The 18,193-nt window shown below is 65.7% G+C and carries 4 protein-coding genes and 1 pseudogene; 1 reads left to right on the top strand and 4 read right to left on the bottom strand.

What is annotated here, in order from left to right:
- Positions 1–81 precede the first annotated feature (81 nt).
- Positions 82–313 (top strand): annotated as a pseudogene (locus AADZ78_RS28725) (IS1634 family transposase); the annotation flags it as partial.
- Positions 314–322: 9 nt separating this feature from the next.
- On the opposite strand, the gene AADZ78_RS29385 reads toward AADZ78_RS28725, so the two are convergent.
- The 4 genes from AADZ78_RS29385 to AADZ78_RS28710 form a co-directional block, all read right to left on the bottom strand.
- Entirely contained in the window at positions 323–3,466 is a 3,144-nt protein-coding gene (locus tag AADZ78_RS29385; RefSeq protein ID WP_423752195.1) for a hypothetical protein, read from the bottom strand.
- Positions 3,364–7,608: a PE family protein gene (locus tag AADZ78_RS28720; RefSeq protein WP_341343663.1), complete on the bottom strand. Its 4,245-nt coding sequence runs from the start codon at positions 7,606–7,608 to the stop codon at positions 3,364–3,366. The genes AADZ78_RS29385 and AADZ78_RS28720 overlap by 103 nt, the downstream gene beginning before the upstream one ends.
- Before the next feature lie 63 nt (positions 7,609–7,671).
- Positions 7,672–7,848, bottom strand: a complete 177-nt coding sequence (locus AADZ78_RS28715) for a hypothetical protein (RefSeq protein ID WP_204903554.1) — start codon at positions 7,846–7,848, stop codon at positions 7,672–7,674.
- A 286-nt stretch (positions 7,849–8,134) separates the two neighbouring features.
- Positions 8,135–18,172 (bottom strand): PPE domain-containing protein, encoded by a 10,038-nt coding sequence (locus AADZ78_RS28710; RefSeq protein ID WP_341343662.1) that lies wholly within the window; start codon positions 18,170–18,172, stop codon positions 8,135–8,137.
- Positions 18,173–18,193 lie beyond the last annotated feature (21 nt).

Raw genomic sequence — 18,193 nt, 5'->3', positions numbered from 1 at the left:
CACTCAACGCCGCCCGGCCCAGCAAATGTTGAACACCACAACCCCAACCGCGCATATCTTGTTGCCGCTGACATTCGCGCTCGCGCCCGCGACTCGATCGACGCTCACCTGACCGTGGTGTTCGCCGCGATGGCGCTCAGTCACTGGATTGAGCGCCAAACCGGTTTGGAGTATCGAGAAATTCGTGCGTATAGCTCGCCGCTACCGCGCAGTACAGATCAGAGCCGGCCGCCAGATCCTCACCGCCGCAGACCCGCTACCCGACGATCTCGCTGAAGCACTCGCGGAGATCAACAGCCACGATGTGCACTAAAAGATGCCATTACGACCCCGGCTGCCCGTCGGCGCCGGTGGCGCCGTTGCTGCCGGGGATGCCGGGGGTGCCGCCAGAACCAGTATCGGCGGTGCCGGCGCTGCCGCCGCTGCCGCCGCTGCCGCCGTCGCCGCCGTCGCCCCCGCCGCCGCCGTTGCCGCCGTTGCCGCCGTTGCCGCCGTTGGCGCCGTTGCCCCCGTTGCCGCCCCAACAAAAAATTCCGTCCGTGGAGCCGCCGGCGCCGCCGTTGCCGCCGGTCCCGCCGCTCCCGCCGGCGCCGCCGATACCGCCGCCCGAAGCGTCGCCGCCGTTGCCGCCGGTCCCGGCGCTCCCGCCGTTGCCGCCGGTACCACCACCGGCATAGCCGGCACCGAGATTGTTGGCGCCCGTATTGCCCGAACCGCCGTTGCCGCCGACACCGCCGTTTCCGCCGTTGCCGCCGCCTGAGGCGCTGCCGCCGTTGCCGCCGTTGCCGCCGTTGCCGCCGTTGGACCCGCTGGTAGCGCTACCCTGAACCGACTGCCCACCGGTGTAGGTGGCGTTGCCGCCGTTGCCGCCGGTGCCGCCGTTGCCGCCGTTGCCGCCGTTGCCGCTGCCGCCGTTGCCGCCGTTGCCGCCGATGCCGCCGATGCCACTGGTGCCTCCGACGTTGTTGCCGCTGCCATCGTGGCCCTCGCCGCCGTTGCCGCCGACACCGCCGTTGCCGCCTTGCCCGCCCGCGCCGCCACCCGTGCCGCCGTCACCGCCGGTGCCACCGCTGCCGGCGCTACCGCCGTTGCCGCCAGCGCCGCCGGCGCCGCCGGAGCTACCGCCAGCGCCGCCGTTCCCGCCAGTCCCGGAGTCCCCGCCGGTGCCGCCCTGGCCGCCGGTGCCGGCGCCGGCGCCGCCGTTGCCGCCCCTGCCGCCGTTGCCGCCGCCACCACCTTCGCCACCGGTGCCACCGTTGCTAAAGACAGAGCCGGCTCCGCCGCCACCTCCGGTGCCGCCGCTGCCGCCGCTGCCGCCGACCCCTCCGGTGCCGCCGCCGGCACCATCAATGCCGGCTCCGCCATCGCCGCCGGCCCCGGCAACGCCGCCGGTGCCGCCATTGCCGCCGGACCAGCCAACGCCGATGCCTTTGGCGCCGCTGCCGCCGTTGCCGCCAGTGCCCCCGTCGCCGCCCTTGCCGCCGCCGCCGCCGATGCCATTGGCGCCCGCGCTGCCGCCGCTGCCGCCGCTGCCGGCGGCGCCGCCGGCACCGGCAAGGCCGCCGTGGCCGCCGTTGCCGCCGCTGCCGCCGGCAGAGCCGTCGCCGCCACCACCGTTGATGACCTTGGTGCCGGTCTGGCTGATTCCGTCGCTGCCAGTCCCGCCTTGGCCGCCGGTGCCCCCTTGGCCGCCGTTTCCACCGGCCCCGCCGGTGCCGTTGGTGCCGCCGCTGCCCGAGTTGCCGCCGGTGCCGCCGGCCCCGCCCTTGCCGCCGGCGAAGCCCGTGGCGCCGGTGCCGCCGCCGGATGCGCCCGCGGCGCCGTTGTCGCCTTGACCACCGTTGCCGCCGACGCCGCCTTGCCCGCCGGTGCCCGCGTTACCTGCAGCCCCACCGGCCCCACCGGTGCCGGCCGTCCCGCCCGCGCCGGCCGCCCCACCGTTGCCGCCGGTACCGCCGTTGCCGCCGGCGGCGCTGGCACCCAGGCCGCTGCCACCATCACCGCCGGTGCCCCCTTGGCCGCCGTTTCCGCCGGCCCCGCCGGTGCCGTTGGTGCCGCCGCTGCCCGAGTTGCCGCCGGTGCCGCCGGCCCCGCCCTTGCCGCCGGCGAAGCCCGTGGCGCCGGTGCCGCCGCCGGATGCGCCCGCGGCGCCGTTGTCGCCTTGACCACCGTTGCCGCCGACGCCGCCTTGCCCGCCGGTGCCCGCGTTACCTGCAGCCCCACCGGCCCCACCGGTGCCGGCCGTCCCGCCCGCGCCGGCCGCCCCACCGTTGCCGCCGGTACCGCCGTTGCCGCCGGCGGCGCTGGCACCCAGTCCGCTGCCACCATCACCGCCGGTGCCCCCTTGGCCGCCGTTTCCGCCGGCCCCGCCGGTGCCGTTGGTGCCGCCGCTGCCCGAGTTGCCGCCGGTGCCGCCGGCCCCGCCCTTGCCGCCGGCGAAGCCCGTGGCGCCGGTGCCGCCGCCGGATGCGCCCGCGGCGCCGTTGTCGCCTTGACCACCGTTGCCGCCGACGCCGCCTTGCCCGCCGGTGCCCGCGTTACCTGCAGCCCCACCGGCCCCACCGGTGCCGGCCGTCCCGCCCGCGCCGGCCGCCCCACCGTTGCCGCCGGTACCGCCGTTGCCGCCGGCGGCGCTGGCACCCAGGCCGCTGCCACCATCACCGCCGGTGCCCCCTTGGCCGCCGTTTCCGCCGGCCCCGCCGGTGCCGTTGGTGCCGCCGCTGCCCGAGTTGCCGCCGGTGCCGCCCTGCCCACCTGCGCCGCCGGCAAAGCCGATCCCGCCAACCGCGCCCGAACCCACCAGCGCATCCACACCGCTGTCACCGGCCCCACCGACACCACCAGTGCCGCCGGTGCCGCCGTCACCGAAGCCGCCCGCGGCCCCACCAGTCCCGCCGATACCCGCCGCACCGCCGGCACCGGCCGCCCCACCGACCCCACCAACACCACCGTCACCGCCGGCGGCGTTGGTGCCTGATCCGCCGGCCCCGCCGGCGCCGCCGAGCCCGCCGGTGCCGCCTTGACCACCGGTGCCATTGACACCACCGGCGCCGCTGCTGCCGCCGGCGCCGCCCTGGCCGCCAGCCCCGCCGGCAAATCCGATCCCGCCGACCGCGCCCGAACCCACCAGCGCATCCACACCACTGTCACCGGCCCCACCGACACCGCCCTTGCCGCCGGTGCCGCCGTCACCGAAACCGCCCGCGGCCCCACCAGTCCCACCGCTACCCGCCGAACCGCCCGAACCGGCCGCCCCGCCCTGACCACCAACACCACCGTCACCGCCGGCGGCATCGGTGCCCGATCCACCAGCACCACCTTGGCCGCCGGTACCGCCGATACCGCCCTGACCACCGGTGCCGTTTACACCACCAGCGCCGCTACTGCCGCCGGCGCCACCCTGACCACCGGCCCCGCCAGCAAACCCAACACCACCGGTCGCACCCGAACCAATGGCCCCATCCACACCATTGTCCCCGGCCCCACCGGCACCGCCCTTGCCGCCAGCGCCGCCGTCACCGAAGCCGCCCGCGGCCCCACCAGTCCCGCCGATACCCGCCGAACCGCCCGAACCGGCCGCCCCGCCCTGGCCGCCAACACCACCGTCACCGCCGGCGGCATCGGTGCCCGATCCGCCAGCACCACCTTGACCGCCGGCGCCGCCGGTGCCGCCTTGACCACCGGTGCCATTAGCACCACCAGCACCGCTGCTGCCGCCCTGGCCACCGGCCCCACCGGCCCCGCCAGCAAACCCGGCCCCACCGGCCGCGCCCGAACCCACCAACGCATCCACACCACTGTCACCGGCCCCACCGACACCGCCCTTGCCGCCGGTGCCGCCGTCACCGAAACCGCCCGCGGCCCCACCAGTCCCGCCGATACCCGCCGCACCACCGAGGCCGGCCGCCCCGCCCTGACCACCAACACCACCGTCACCCCCGTCGGCGTTGGTGCCCGATCCACCAGCACCACCTTGGCCGCCGGTACCGCCGATACCGCCAGTACCGCCGGTGCCATTGACACCACCAGCGCCGCTATTGCCACCCGCACCACCCTGACCACCGGCACCGCCAGCAAACCCAACACCACCAGCCGCGCCCGAACCGACCAACGCATCAACACCACTTCCACCGGCCCCACCAGTCCCGCCGACACCGCCGGTACCGCCGGTACCGAAGCCGCCCGCGGCCCCACCAGTCCCGCCGATACCCGCCGCACCACCGAGGCCGGCCGCCCCACCTTGGCCGCCGATACCGCCGTCACCGCCGGCCGCATCGATACCGGATCCACCAGCCCCACCTTGACCGCCGGTGCCGCCGGTACCGCCCTGACCACCGGTGCCATTGACACCACCAACACCGCTGGCGCCCCGGCGCCGCCCTGGCCGCCGGCCCCGCCAGCAAACCCGGCCCCGCCGACCGCGCCCGAACCCACGGCCGCATCCGCACCACTGTCACCGGCCCCACCGTTACCCCCAGCGCCACCCTGGCCGCCGGTACCCGCCTTACCCGCGGCCCCACCGGTCCCGCCGCTGCCCACAGCACCGCCGAGGCCGGCCGCCCCACCGGCCCCACCAACACCACCGTCACCGCCGGCCGCGTCGATACCGGATCCACCGGCCCCGCCTTGGCCGCCGGTGCCGCCGCTACCGCCCTGACCACCGGTGCCATTGACACCACCAGCACCACTGCTGCCACCCTGGCCACCGGCCCCACCAGCACCGCCCGCAAACCCGACCCCGCCGACCGCACCCGAACCCACGGCCGCATCCGCACCACTGTCACCGGCACCACCGTTACCCCCAGCGCCACCCTGGCCGCCGGTACCCGCCTTACCCGCGGCCCCACCGGTCCCGCCGCTGCCCACAGCACCACCGAGGCCGGCCGCCCCACCGGCCCCACCAACACCACCGTCACCACCGGCGGCATCGACACCCGATCCACCAGCACCGCCTTGGCCGCCGGTGCCGCCGGTGCCGCCTTGGCCGCCGCTGCCGTTAGTGCCACCAGCACCACTGCTGCCACCCTGGCCGCCGGCCCCGCCGGCGCCGCCGGCGAACCCGGCCCCGCCGGCCGCACCCGAACCCACGGCCGCATCCGTGCCGCTGTCCCCGGCCCCACCAGCACCGCCCTTGCCGCCGGTACCGCCGTCACCGAAGCCGCCCGCGGCCCCACCAGTCCCGCCGCTACCCGCGGCACCGCCGGCGCCGGCCGCACCACCTTGACCGCCGGCCCCACCGTCACCACCGGCGGCGTCGACACCCGATCCACCAGCGCCGCCTTGGCCACCGACACCGCCATCACCGCCCTGACCACCGGCGCCGTTGACACCACCAACACCGCTGCTGCCGCCCTGGCCGCCGACACCACCAGCACCCCCAGCAAACCCGACACCACCATCGGCGCCCGAACCCCCGGCGGCGTCGACACCGGCCGCACCGGCACCACCATCACCACCATCACCGCCCTTGCCGCCAGCACCCGCGTTGCCCGCGGCCCCACCGCCACCACCGCCAGCAGCCCCACCCACCCCGGCCGCTCCACCATCACCACCGGCACCGCCGCCAGCACCCGCAGCGCTGGTACCCGCCCCACCGGCCCCACCGGCACCGCCGGCCCCACCACCACCACCGCTGCCCCCATCACCAGCAACACCGAACACCAGCGGACGCTGACCCCCAGCCCCACCGACCCCACCAGCCCCACCGGCCCCGCCATCGCCGCCGACCTCATCGGCCAACCCATCCACCCCGGCCCCACCAGCACCACCGACCCCGCCGGTGCCGCCATCACCGGCCCACCCGAACCACCCACCGGCCCCACCGCGACCACCATCACCGCCGTCACCGCCATCTTGACCCGCCCCACCAGCATGCCCGGCCCCGCCCACCCCACCACTACCCCCGGCCCCCAGCAGCCACCCACTGCGCCCACCATCACCACCATCACCACCACCGGTCCCACCGGCCCCACCGCGCCCACCATGACCCACCACCAACGCCTCGCCGCCATCACCACCATGACCACCACTAATGCCACCATCACCACCAGTCCCGCCACGCCCACCATGACCCCACACCACCGAATCCCCACCGGCCCCGCCATGACCACCGGTGTCGCCGCCATCACCACCGGCCCCACCAACACCCCCGGAGCCCACCAGCCACCCACCACGACCCCCAGCCCCACCATGACCACCGGCACTGCTACCCGCCCCACCGGCACCGCCATCACCACCTAGACCAAACACCACAGAATTACCGCCGACAGCGCCGTTCCCGGCGCTGTCACCACCGTTGCCGCCGACCCCACCAGCCCCGCCGTTACCGACAAGCCACCCACCGCGGCCCCCGGCCCCACCATCACCACCATCACCGCTGGGGCTGCTACCACCGGCCCCACCGACCCCGCCGGACCCCAGCAACCCGGCCCTGCCCGCGGCCCCGCCGGCCCCGCCCTGACCGCCGCCACCGCTAGCGGCCCCACCAGCCCCGCCGACCCCGCCCCGACCCACCAGCGCAGAGTCGCCGCCGGCCCCGCCAGCCCCACCGCTCGTGCTACCAGACCCGCCGGCCCCGCCGGCCCCGCCACTGCCGACCAGCCAGCCGCCGCGCCCCGCAGCCCCACCAGCACCACCATCACCGTCAGGGCTGCTGCCGCCGGCCCCACCCGCACCACCGGAACCCACCACGGTGGCATGACCACCGGCCCCACCCGCCCCGCCAGCACCATCACCCGCACTGGCCGCCCCACCAGCCCCACCCTGAGCGCCCTGACCCCACAGCGCGGAGCTACCACCGGCCCCGCCCGTACCACCCGAGATGCTGCCAGCCCCACCAACCCCACCCGCACCACCGTTACCCACAAGCCAGCCGCCGCGCCCCCCGGCAGCACCGTCACCACCATGACCAACGGTGTCGGCCCCACCGGCCCCACCCGCCCCGCCATGGCCAAACAACCCCGTCGCACCACCAACACCACCCATCCCACCGGTGGCCCCCACCGCGGTCGAACTCCCACCGGCCCCACCAGCCCCACCATTGCCCAACACCAACCCGCCACGGCCCCCGGCACCACCAGTCCCCCCGGCCCCACCCGTTCCGCCGGCCCCGCCGTTGCCGATCAACCCCGCCGAACCCCCCGCACCCCCCGCCGCCCCCGGATCACTGCTACTACCCCCACTACCCCCACTACCGAACAACAACCCACCATCACCACCACGCTGACCCACCGCACCACTAGCCCCATCAGCACCATCACCAATCAACGCCCGCCCCACCAACACCTCAGTCGGCGCGTTGACCGCATCAAGCACCAACTGACCGACATTGACCGCCTCGGCCCCCGCATACACCCGCCCACCCACAGCCAACGCCCGAGTGAACTCGTCATGAAACCCCGCCACCCGCCCCGCCAACACCTGATAATCGCGCCCATGCTGAGAAAACAACCCCGCGATCGCCGCCGACACCTCATCCTGCGCAGCACTAGCCAACCCCGTCGTAGCCCCCGCCGCCGCCGCACTGGCCGCACCAATCGTCGACCCCAACGCCGACAAATCCGCCGCCGCCGCAGCCAACACCTCCGAAGACACGAACACAAACGCCATGTGCGACACCCCCAATCACTCCAATAGCACGGACAACGGCCAAATCAAAGCCCACCAAACGGTTTACGACCCGTGTGCGCCGTTCGTTCCGGCGGTGCCGTTGGTACCTGGACTGGGCGACCCGCCGGTGCCGGCAGCACCGCCGTTGCCGCCGGTTCCGCCGCTGCCGCCGTTGCCGCCGCCGCCGACACCACCTGCGGAGACACCACCGCAAACGACATGACAACCCTCCAACCACACCGGCCACCACCCCGGGCCGACACCGGCCCGATGACTCGCAGCCCAAAGCCACCGACAACGACGAACAAACCCTACGACCCCCACCACCCCAGCCCGCGCATTTCGCCGCACCATCTGCACGACCACTCCCCCCACCCCCCGGCCACCCCCAACACCTGTACAACACCACAACCCCAACCCCCACCCACAGTCACCAACCACAACCAACACCCCCACAAAACCCCGACACCACACCCACAATCCAACCTCGACAGAGCGTTGGCTGGGCTTGACGGTCAGCTAACGGTTACGGCCAAGTCCAGCCATTGAAAATGCCCGAAAGGTCGGTACCGATGTTGGCGAAGCCCGAGACAAAGGAATTCACAAAGGCCGCTGTGCCTGTGTTGTAGACGCCCGAGATGGAATTGCCGAAGTTGGCGACGCCGGAGTCCAATGCGCCGTAGTTTAGGTAGCCGGAATTTCCTAGCCCCCCGGCGTTGAAGAGGCCCGAAGTGTTGGCGAAGATGTTTCCGAGCCCCGATAGAGCGCCGGTACCAGAGTTGAAGAAGCCCGATGCGTTGCCGGCGCCGGAGTTGAAGAAGCCGGACGACGGGGTGGTGGTTGAGTTGAAGAATCCGGGGCGCTGCTGATATTCGAAGCCGAAGGTAAAGGGGCCCGAGGTGCCGCCGCCCTGGGAATCAAAGTCTTGGGAAATGACATAGTCTAGAGGGGTATCGGGCAGAAGAGTGCTCGAACCGAAGATGTAGGGACCAAAGCTAAAGGTCTCATCGAGTACAACGATGTGAAAGTCGCCAGTCGTCACTTTAACTGGTATGTCAATTTTAGAAATGGCGAACATATCCAGAGTAATGGCGTTGACCGTACCTGTGATCGGTACGCGTAGTAGCGCATTCAAGTCGTATTGCCAGGGAAATTCGGGAATGGTGAATGTGAAGGAGAAGCCGATTAAGCCTTGATAGTCGCCTCTCCAGAATAGGCCGTTATTATAGTTGCCCGCAATGAAGGCGCCTGTGTTAACGTCACCAGAATTTCCAATTCCTGTGTTGGAGTTTCCGGAGTTGAAGTAGCCTGTGTTGTAGTTGCCCAAGTTGAGACTGCCAGTGTTGTAGTTTCCTGCATTAAAGCTGCCTGTGTTGGTGTTGCCCGAGTTGTAAAAACCTGTGTTGTAATTACCCGCGATGGCGATGCCGGTGTTGACCGCACCGGTGTTGAACAAGCCGGTGTTGATGTTGCCGGTATTGCCGATGCCGGTGTTGAGGCTGCCGGAGTTTCCGATGCCCCAGTTTCCAGTGCCCGAGTTGCCGATGCCAATGTTGTTGGTGCCCGAGTTGAATAAGCCGATGTTGCCGCTGCCCGAGTTCAGGGAGCCGAAACCTACCTGGTTGTTGCCGCTGAGCCCGATGCCGATGTTTCCGTTTCCTGTGTTTCCGAATCCGATGTTGCCATCGCCGGTATTTCCGAAGCCAATGTTGTTGCTACCGGTGTTACCGAATCCAATGTTGCGAATGGCCGTTGTCAACGACGGACCCGAGTTTCCGAACCCGATGTTTCCGCTGCCGACATTTCCGTTACCGAGATTGTAGCTGCCAATGTTTGCGCTGCCCACGTTGTAGTCCCCCATGTTCGCGTTCCCGAGGTTGTGACCGCCGATGTTTGCGTTACCAATGTTGTAGCTGCCGATGTTTGCGCTGCCCACGTTAAGGAATCCGTCGTTGGCCAACCCGAAGTTGAAAGTTGTCCCGGTTGCAGTGGAGCGGAATGCGCCAGCCAGGTTTGCGCCGATATTTGCCATGCCGGAGACATTGGCCCCCGTCATCAGATCCGCCGTGCTTGTGTTGTAAATGCCCGAGATCGTGTTGCCCAGGTTCGCGAAGCCAGATTGCAGCGAACCATAGTTTTGCACGCCCGAGTTTCCGAGGCGTCCCAAAGAGAAGTTCAAGAAGCCCGAATTGTTGGCGCCAACGTTTCCAAGGCCCGATACGCCACCGGTGCCGGTATTAAAGAAGCCCGACGAAGGGCTGGTAGTGGAGTTAAAGAAGCCCGTTGTTGCCGGTATGTTGATGATCGGGATGCTGAGAGGACCAACGTTGGCGGTGCCGCCGATACCTATCACGGTTGAACCGTCGGGGTTGCCGATGTTGATGTTCACGGCAGGTTGCGTGCCAAAGTCAATGGTGATGGGCGTGATACCGATGGGACCAACGGAGGCCGTCAGGATGATGGGTCCGCTGATATCGAAGATTCTTGCCGACCCATTGAGGTTGATTTTAGGAATGTTGATGGCGGAGATCGAAAAATCGGTGATGGTGGCAGTGATAGGGATATTGATGGGGATCTCAACGCCGAAATATGCGGGGATTTTATCCGCAGTGATCGTGTAGTTGGCTCCGATTTGGCCGGAGTTGTCGCTGCGCCACAGGAAGCCGTTGTTGTAGTTGCCGGTGATGAAGGCGCCGGTGCCGATGTTGCCGGAGTTGGCCAGGCCGGTGTTGGTGTTGCCGGTGTTGAAGTAGCCGGTGTTGGTGTTGCCGGGGTTGTAGCTGCCGGTGTTGGTGTTGCCGGGGTTGTAGCTGCCGGTGTTGTAGCTGCCGGTGTTGAACAAGCCGGTGTTGGCCAGGCCGCTGTTGAACAGGCCGGTGTTGGTGCTGCCGGTGTTGGCGATGCCGGTGTTGAGGCTGCCGGAATTGGCGAAGCCGAAATTCCCGGTGCCGGAGTTGGCGATACCGATGTTGTTGGCGCCCGAGTTGAACAGGCCGATATTGCCGCTGCCGGAGTTCAGGGAGCCGAAACCTACCTGGTTGTTGCCGCTGAGCCCGATGCCGATGTTGCCGATGCCGGTGTTGCCCAAGCCGATGTTGTTCTCGCCGGTATTGCCCAAACCGATGTTGCCGATGCCGGTGTTGCCGAACCCGATGTTGTGGATACCGGCCGTCAACTCGGGGCCGCTGTTGGCGAACCCGATATTGACGCTGCCGATGTTGGCGCCGCCGAAGTTGACGCTGCCGATGTTGGCGCTGCCGATGTTGGCGCTGCCGATGTTGGCGCTGCCGAAGTTGAAGTCGCCGATGTTGGCGCTGCCCAGGTTGAACTGTCCGCTATCGGCGAGGCCCAGATTGAACACCGTGCCGCTCGCGCCCTCGCGCAGCAGGCCCGCGAGGTTGGTGCCCACGTTGGCGACACCGGAGACCTGGGCCGCCGTCGCCAGGACCTCGGAAGCCGTGCTGGTGTTGTAGAAACCCGAGATGGTGTTGCCGAAATTAGCCGCACCCGACATCAGCGCGCCGAAGTTCTTATAGCCCGAACTCCCGCTGCTTCCCCAGTTCTGCAGGCCCGAATTATTGGTGCCAGAGTTGAACAAACCCGAAGAGCTCCCCGAACCCGTATTGAAAAATCCCGACGACGGACCACTCGTCGAATTCCCGAACCCCGGAGCCGCAGGAATATCGATGATATGGACGCTGATGGGCCCGGCGCCGCTTCTGACCGAAATATCTATCGCCGTTGAAGGGCCGCCGATGTTGGCACTTACTGTAGGTAGGGTACCGGTAATGGTCGGGATGGTGATGGAGCTGAGGGTGGCGCTTCCCGTTAACGTTCCTGAAACGTCGAGGGTGATTTCAGGGATGGTGAAACTTTTAAGGCTGATGCTCCCGAGATTGAGGTTGATGGGGATGTTGAGGGGAATGCTTACGTCGAAGTTCAACAACGGAAATTCCGGAATATTAAGTGTGTATTCGAAGCCAATCAGACCCTGATAGTCGCTCGTCCAGAAAAAGCCGTTGTTGTAGTTGCCGGTGATGAAGGCGCCGGTGTTGACGTTGCCTGAGTTGGCCAGGCCGGTGTTGGTGTTGCCGGTGTTGAAGTAGCCGGTGTTGGTGTTGCCGGGGTTGTAGCTGCCGGTGTTGGTGTTGCCGGGGTTGTAGCTGCCGGTGTTGTAGCTGCCGGTGTTGAACAAGCCGGTGTTGGCCAGGCCGCTGTTGAACAGGCCGGTGTTGGTGCTGCCGGTGTTGGCGATGCCGGTGTTGAGGCTGCCGGAATTGGCGAAGCCGAAATTCCCGGTGCCGGAGTTGCCGATACCGATGTTGTTGGCGCCCGAGTTGAACAGGCCGATATTGCCGCTGCCGGAGTTCAGGGAGCCGAAACCTACCTGGTTGTTGCCGCTGAGCCCGATGCCGATATTGCCGATGCCGGTGTTGCCCAAGCCGATGTTGTTCTCGCCGGTATTGCCCAAACCGATGTTGCCGATGCCGGTGTTGCCGAACCCGATGTTGTGGATACCGGCCGTCAACTCGGGGCCGCTGTTGGCGAACCCGATATTGACGCTGCCGATGTTGGCGCCGCCGAAGTTGACGCTGCCGATGTTGGCGCTGCCGATGTTGGCGCTGCCGATGTTGGCGCTGCCGAAGTTGAAGTCGCCGATGTTGGCGCTGCCCAGGTTGAACTGTCCGCTATCGGCGAGGCCCAGATTGAACACCGTGCCGCTCGCGCCCTCGCGCAGCAGGCCCGCGAGGTTGGTGCCCACGTTGGCGACACCGGAGACCTGGGCCGCCGTCGCCAGGACGTCGGAAGCCGTGCTGGTGTTGTAGAAACCCGAGATGGTGTTGCCGAAATTAGCCGCACCCGACATCAGCGCGCCGAAGTTGTTGTAACCCGAGATTCCTGACGCTCCCGAGGCAAGGGTGTTGAGAAGGCCGGAGGCATTGGCGCCGGAGTTGAGGAAGCCCGAGGAACTCCCCGAACCCGTGTTGAAAAATCCCGACGACGGGCCACTCGTCGAATTCCCGAAACCCGGAGCCGCAGGAATATCTACCACAGGGATCTTGATGGGAAGGAGGCTACCGATACCAGTGATATCTATCAGAGGTCCGGGGGCATCAGCGGGGGTCCCGATGTTAGTGGCTATCACTGGAAGGCTAAGCGAGATGTTCGGGATTGTGAGTGAGTTCGTGATGCCTTTCACGCCTATGCCGAGGATCCAATCGACGGTAATGGTCACCGATGGAATGGTGAAGCTCTGCATGGTGATGGTTCCAGTTGTTGCGGTGATCGGTATGGAGAGGTAGATAGGCACGTCGAGGTTCACAGGGATCGCGGTGTCGGGAATAGTGATCTCGAATTCGGCGCCAATCAAGCCCTGGTAATCGCCCCTCCACAAAAATCCGTTGTTGTAGCTGCCGGCGTTGAAAGCCCCGGTGTTAACATTGCCCGAATTTATGACCCCGGTATTGTAGCTACCCGTGTTTAAGTAACCCGTGTTGTAGTCACCCGGGTTGAATCCCGCCGTGTTGAAGCTGCCCGTGTTGAAGCTTCCCGAGTTGTAGTCGCCGGCGTTGCCGATGCCGGTGTTCACGTTGCCGGAGTTAAAGAAACCCGTATTGACGTTGCCCGCGTTGAAGAATCCGGTATTGATATTTCCGGTATTGCCGATACCCCAGCTGTCGGTGCCCGAGTTCCCGATGCCGACGTTTCCGGAGCCCGAATTGAACAAGCCGGTGTTGTTGGTGCCGGAGTTAAAGAGACCGCTGTTACCGCTGCCCGAATTCAGCGCGCCGAATCCGACCTGCCCGCTGCCCGTGAAACCAAAGCCGATATTGTTGCTGCCAGTGTTCGCAAAGCCGATATTGTTGCTGCCGGTGTTCGCAAAGCCGATATTGTTGCTGCCGGCGTTCCCAAAGCCTACGTTATGGTTGCCGAAGTTTCCGGGGCCGATGTTGTAGTCCCCCAAGTTCCCAGCGCCAAAGTTGTTTACACCGTGGTTACCGGAGCTGACATTGAAGCTGCCGATGTTTGCACTGCCGATGTTTCCGTTGCCGATGTTTCCGAGGCCGGCGTCATAGTCACCCATGTTTCCGAATCCCAGATTCAACTTGCCATCGTTTGCTAAGCCAAAGTTGAAGGTGGTCGTGTGTGCTATGCTGTCGCGGAACAAGCCCGCCATATTGCTGCCGATGTTTGCGACACCCGAGACATTGGCCGCTGTGGCCAGGTCGAGCCGGCTTGTGTTGTACACGCCCGAGATCGTGTTGCCTAGGTTCCCCAAGCCCGATTGCAGCGAGCCATAGTTCTGCATGCCCGAGTTTCCGAGTCCGCCAAAAGAGTAATTTAACAAACCCGAATTGTTGGCGCCGAAGTTCCTGAAACCCGATGCGGTGCCGGCGCCGTTGTTCAGAAAGCCGGACGACGGGCTGCTGGTGGAGTTGAAGAAACCTGTTGAGGCAGGGATGTTAAAGAACGTCAGATCGGCGGGACCGATACTTGCGGTAATGGGGATATTTATCGCAGTCGAGCCGTTAGGGTTACCCACGTTAACCTGCACTGCGGGACCAGAAATCGTGATGCGTGGGATGGTTAAGGGGCTGATTGTGCCGGTAATTGAGAGGGGAGTGTAACCGAACGGGGTCTCAGAAGCGCTAATGCCGCTATAGACGGTGTTCGTGAAGCTAGCCGTGAGGGGGATGTTGATGGGAATGTTCACGGTGACATTCGCGGGGAATTCGGGAATATGGATCGTGTAGTTGGCTCCGATTTGGCCGGAGTTGTCGCTGCGCCACAGGAAGCCGTTGTTGTAGTTGCCGGTGATGAAGGCGCCGGTGCCGATGTTGCCGGAGTTGGCCAGGCCGGTGTTGGTGTTGCCGGTGTTGAAGTAGCCGGTGTTGGTGTTGCCGGGGTTGTAGCTGCCGGTGTTGGTGTTGCCGGGGTTGTAGCTGCCGGTGTTGTAGCTGCCGGTGTTGAACAAGCCGGTGTTGGCCAGGCCGCTGTTGAACAGGCCGGTGTTGGTGCTGCCGGTGTTGGCGATGCCGGTGTTGAGGCTGCCGGAATTGGCGAAGCCGAAATTCCCGGTGCCGGAGTTGCCGATACCGATGTTGTTGGCGCCCGAGTTGAACAGGCCGATATTGCCGCTGCCGGAGTTCAGGGAGCCGAAACCTACCTGGTTGTTGCCGCTGAGCCCGATGCCGATGTTGCCGATGCCGGTGTTGCCCAAGCCGATGTTGTTCTCGCCGGTATTGCCCAAACCGATGTTGCCGATGCCGGTGTTGCCGAACCCGATGTTGTGGATACCGGCCGTCAACTCGGGGCCGCTGTTGGCGAACCCGATATTGACGCTGCCGATGTTGGCGCCGCCGAAGTTGACGCTGCCGATGTTGGCGCTGCCGATGTTGGCGCTGCCGATGTTGGCGCTGCCGAAGTTGAAGTCGCCGATGTTGGCGCTGCCCAGGTTGAACTGTCCGCTATCGGCGAGGCCCAGATTGAACACCGTGCCGCTCGCGCCCTCGCGCAGCAGGCCCGCGAGGTTGGTGCCCACGTTGGCGACACCGGAGACCTGGGCCGCCGTCGCCAGGACCTCGGAAGCCGTGCTGGTGTTGTAGAAACCCGAGATGGTGTTGCCGAAATTAGCCGCACCCGACATCAGCGCGCCGAAGTTCTTATAGCCCGAACTCCCGCTGCTTCCCCAGTTCTGCAGGCCCGAATTATTGGTGCCAGAGTTGAACAAACCCGAAGAGCTCCCCGAACCCGTATTGAAAAATCCCGACGACGGACCACTCGTCGAATTCCCGAAACCCGGAGCCGCAGGAATATCCAGAATCTGAATGGTGCCGCCTTCAAAAGAGCCTTTGATGGTGATGCCTATGCTGGTGCTTGCTCCGCCGATCGCGAGCACCACCGTGGGTAGGCTGAGTGCCGAACTTGAGACGGTGAAGGGGCCCAGATAGAAATCTCCGCTCACGGAGTAGGTTCCGCCCTCGAACATGAGGGCGTTGCCTCCGACGACCATTGTCTCGTTGATCGGAAAGAGTATTTGTTCATCTATGGGAACATTGGGAATATTGATCGCGAGATCGATGCCGAACTGTCCCTTGTTGTCACCCGATTGCAAAAATCCGTTACTGTAGTTGCCCGTAATGAAAGCGCCGGTGTCAACGTTGCCTGGGTTCGCGATACCTGTGTTGTAGTTGCCCGGGTTGGTATTGCCCGTGTTGTAGTTGCCGGTGTTGTAGTTGCCCGTATTGGTGCTGCCCACGTTGTAGCTGCCGGTGTTGTAGCTACCCGTGTTGGCGAATCCGGTGTTGGCGGCGCCGGAATTATAGAAGCCGGTGTTGTAGCTGCCGACGTTATCGATGCCGGTGTTACCGGTGCCCGGGTTCGCAATGCCCCAGTTGCCGGTGCCCGAGTTCCCGATGCCGATGTTTCCGGTGCCCGAGTTAAACAAGCCAATGTTTCCGGTGCCCGAGTTGAACAAGCCGATGTTGTCAGTCCCGGAGTTCAAGGCGCCGAAGCCGAACCGCCCGTTGCCCGTTAGCCCGATGCCAATGTTGCCCGTGCCTGTGTTGCCAAGGCCAATGTTCCCGTTACCCGTGTTGGCGAATCCCGTGTTGTAGCTTCCTGCGTTACCGAAGCCAAGGTTGTCGTTGCCGAGGTTTCCAAAACCGATGTTGTGGTCACCTAAGTTCCCGGGTCCAAAATTGTGGTTGCCAAGATTCCCAAAACCGAGATTGTAGCTGCCACTGTTTCCGCCGCCAAAGTTTGTGCTACCGGAGTTTCCGCTGCCGACGTTTGAGCTTCCGTAGTTTCCGCTACCGATGTTCGAACTGCCGATATTTCCGCTGCCCAGGTTTGTGTCGCCGATGTTTGCGTTGCCCACGTTATGGATGCCCTTATTTGCAAAGCCAACGTTAAAGGACGACGGACCGCCAAAAAATCCCGACATATTGCTTCCAGTGTTGAAGACACCCGAGATATAAGCCGCCATGTTAACGTCCACCAAGCTCTCATTGATAAAGCCTGAGATCGTATTTCCCGTGTTCAGAAAACCTGACTGCAGAACACCGGTGTTGAGAAAACCGGAGTTTCCGATGCTCCCTAGTGAAGAGTTGAAGAAGCCCGAATTGTTAGCACCAGAGTTCAGCATACCCGAAGCGCTGCCGTCACCGCTGTTGAAAAAACCCGAGGACGGGATGGTGGTGGAATTTCCGAAGCCCGGGGAACCGAAAATCAGCCCTTCGTAATCGCCCCTCCACAGAAAACCGTTACTAAAATTACCGGAAATGAAAACGCCGGTGTTAACGTTGCCCGAGTTTAAGAGCCCGGTGTTGTAGTTACCCGTGTTCAGGTAGCCCGTGTTGTAGCTGCCGCGGTTGAAGCCGCCGGTGTTGGTGTTGCCCGAGTTGTAGTTGCCGGTGTTGTAGCTGCCCGAGTTGGCGATGCCCGTGTTGGCTGTACCGGAGTTAAAGAATCCCGTGTTGGTGTCGCCCGAATTGCCGATACCCGTGTTGTAGCCGCTGCCTGAGTTTCCGATGCCGAAGTTACCGGTGCCGGAGTTGCCAATGCCGATGTTGTTGGTGCCCGAGTTGAACAGGCCCATGTTGCCGGAGCCTGTGTTAAGAGCGCCAAAACCTACCTGGTTGTTGCCGCTGAGCCCGATACCGATGTTGCCGGTGCCGGTGTTGCCGAAGCCAATGTTGTTGCTGCCGGTGTTGCCGAAGCCAATGTTGTTGCTGCCGGTGTTGCCGAAGCCGATGTTGTGGATACCCCCCGTGGGCGCGGGGCCACTATTGCCGAACCCGATGTTGACGCTGCCGATGTTTCCGGATCCAACGTTTAAGCTGCCGATGTTTCCGCTGCCGATGTTGGCACTGCCGATGTTTGCGCTACCGACATTGCGGACGCCGACGTTTGCAAAGCCCAAGTTGAAGCCCGTAGCGCTCAAGGGGCTAATGACTGCGGCCTCGGCTACAGCTGAGCTGGCCGCGGGCGAGTTGGGTGCGGCCATGACCGCAGCGACCTGGCCCGGCAGCATCGCCAAGTTCTGCAGCCCATGGGCAATCGGCGTCAACGCCGATGCAACCGCGGAAGCCTCGCCATGATAGCCGACCATCGCGGCCACATCCTGTGCCCACATCTGCTCATACTGGGCTTCGGCGGCGGCGATCGCGGGGGCGTTTTGTCCCAGCATGTTCGAAGCCACCAGTGCCCATAGCTGCGTGCGGTTGGCCGCGACGATTGCCGGGTGCACGGTCGCGGCCTGCGCAGCCTCGAACGCGGCCGCCACCACGCGGGCTTGCCCGGCTGCCCGCTCGGCATCCACCGCCGCCGTGCGCAGCCATCCCAGATAAGACGTGGCGGCGTCAGCCATCGCAGCCGATGCCGCGCCTTGCCATGAGGAAGCCGTCAGCCCTGAAATCACGGAGCCGAACGATGCGGCCGACGAGCCCAACTCGGCGGCCAGCCCCTCCCAGGCCGCTGCCGCCATCACCATTGGCGCAGAGCCCGCTCCGAGGTACATCCGCGCGGAATTGACCTCGGGCGCCAACACTGGGAAATCCATCGACTGTCCTACCAGCAATGC

The organism is Mycobacterium riyadhense (assembly GCF_963853645.1).
In the GTDB taxonomy this organism is placed as follows: Bacteria; Actinomycetota; Actinomycetes; order Mycobacteriales; family Mycobacteriaceae; genus Mycobacterium; species Mycobacterium riyadhense.
This window is presented reverse-complemented; position numbering and strand designations above follow the sequence as displayed.